This is a genomic window from Myxococcus sp. AB025B (assembly GCF_006518215.1).
In the GTDB taxonomy this organism is placed as follows: domain Bacteria; phylum Myxococcota; class Myxococcia; order Myxococcales; family Myxococcaceae; genus Myxococcus; species Myxococcus fulvus.
The window spans coordinates 1-1,772 of sequence record NZ_SRLW01000608.1; the positions used below are offsets into that span (position 1 = coordinate 1).

3 protein-coding genes and 1 pseudogene are annotated in these 1,772 nt (G+C 65.2%); 2 read left to right on the forward strand and 2 right to left on the reverse strand.

Features of this window, described 5'->3' with window-relative positions:
• Both FL311_RS42990 and FL311_RS42995 read left to right on the forward strand, forming a co-directional pair.
• On the forward strand, nt 1-349 hold a 349-nt coding region (locus FL311_RS42990), incomplete at its 5' end, for an AHH domain-containing protein (protein ID WP_194869635.1).
• A 19-nt stretch (nt 350-368) separates the two neighbouring features.
• Nucleotides 369-944, forward strand: a complete 576-nt coding sequence (locus FL311_RS42995; RefSeq protein WP_141333443.1) for a DUF1629 domain-containing protein — start codon at nt 369-371, stop codon at nt 942-944.
• Between the two features lie 24 nt (nt 945-968).
• On the opposite strand, the gene FL311_RS43000 is transcribed toward FL311_RS42995, so the two are convergent.
• The gene (locus FL311_RS43000; protein ID WP_228557478.1) at nt 969-1,163 is read right to left on the reverse strand and encodes a hypothetical protein; all 195 of its coding nucleotides are present in this window, start codon (nt 1,161-1,163) and stop codon (nt 969-971) included.
• 305 nt (nt 1,164-1,468) lie between these two features.
• Nucleotides 1,469-1,772: pseudogene (locus FL311_RS43005) on the reverse strand (hypothetical protein); the annotation flags it as partial.

Consider the following 1,772-nt stretch of genomic DNA (forward strand, 5'->3'; position numbering starts at 1 on the left):
GGCGAGCCAGGGGATGCAAGGCAGGAGCGAGCGTCACCACATCGCCACGAACAAGAACGACGTCTCCACCGTGCGCGGCGGCCCCTGGTCACCGCGATTCCGCGAGCTCTTCCAACGGGCCGGGATGAAGCTCAAGGACCCCGAGAACATCGTCGAGGTCGTTGGTCACAAGGGGCCTCATCCCGAGCGATATCATCGGTTCGTGATGGACCGGCTCGAGGATGCACTGGGAAGCTGCCGAAGGGTGGTAGATTGTCGGCAGGCACTCACGAACGAACTGCGCATCCTCGGCAAAGAAGCCCAGACGCCGGGAACGCTCCTTCACAAGCTCCTGACTCAAGGTCGATGAAGCCCCCCGGAAGTCCTCCATGCCGACTCCCTCTCGATACTTCAGGCTCAACGAAGCCGTGCAGGCAGGGAACTGGTACCTGGGGACGCCATTGGATGAGCGCGGGCACGAACTGGAGGACATCCGGGAGTTCACGTCGGGACGCGCCGCCCATCCGAGGGGCCGCCTGACGATTCCTGTCCGAGAGCCAGGGCGTCGGTGCGAGTTCAACATGGCGGGCGCGGGCAGGACGCCTGTCGTCCACGTCAAGCTCGCCATGCTCCTGACGGAGTTGGCGCCCTCCGATGTGCAACTGCACCCCGTGGACATCACGGGGTGTCCAGATGAGTACCTCATCCTCGTCGCCACTCGACTGGTCCGCTGCATCGACGACGCGGCGACGGAAGAGGTCCGCTACTGGAAGCCGGAGGACGAGCGGCCGGACATGCTCGGCCAATACCGCAGCGTCTTCGGCATGAAGCTCGACCCCTCACGCGTCGGCGACGCGAAGGTGTTCCGCACCTGGGGCTGGCCCGTTGCCCTCATCGTCTCCGAGGACATCAAAACGGCCCTGGAGCGGGCGAACGTCACGGGCGCCGAGTTCGAAGAGGTCTGACCTCGCTCCAGGACCGCCTTCGACTCACGGTCCGTCGAGCACCGCCAGCCTCCGTGGCAGCACGTCGTAGAACGCGTAGTTCCAGCAACTGAAGTTGTGGCCCCCGTCACAGCCGAACGGCTTCTGTCCCGGCAACGGCCGGCCATACATCTCGCAGTGATGCGGCACCCCCGCCGCGTTCAGCGCAGGGTGGAAGCGGTCCGTCGCCGCCCCCGGCACGCGCCGCCGTCCCTATGGTTCACAATGCCCAGTCAAATACAAAACCCTGCCCTGAACTTCGCAATCGCCTCGACAAGACTGGCGCACGGCTCCGACCGCTCCTCGGGCGCGCTCTCACTCATGAGCTCGAGAAACTGCCGCTCATGACCGTCCCCTCCTCGCATCCTGTCCGCGCTTTGCACCACGAACCCGCCACCCGGAATCAACTCCAGTCAGCGGTAGACAATCACATCCCCGTCACCCATGCGCTCATACACGTCATGACGCAGATACAGAGACGGCCGCATACTCACCATTGCACCACCTCAGGAGTCTCCACCCGCGCTCGCGCCGCCCCGTCGGTCCACGCGGGTCAACAGGCCCGCCAGTCCCTCGAAGCTGGCGTTGCCCACCTGATGCAAGCCAAAGCCCCACAGGAACGCCGTCATCCCCGCGCCAAAGCCTCCCCACGTCGGTGAGAAGACATTGAGCAACTGAAGCCCCAACACCACCGCCACGCCCGTCAACAACACCAACATCGCCAGCTCCACCAGCCACAGATGGCGCGCCGCCGGCAACGGCATCCCCTCCAACTCCCCCAGCGCTCCTCCCGCGTCCTCCGCCCCCACG

Excerpts from the sequence above, each read along its gene's own strand:
- FL311_RS42995 (WP_141333443.1), top strand. The coding sequence starts at position 369 with ATGCCGACTCCCTCTCGATACTTCAGGCTCAACGAAGCCGTGCAGGCA.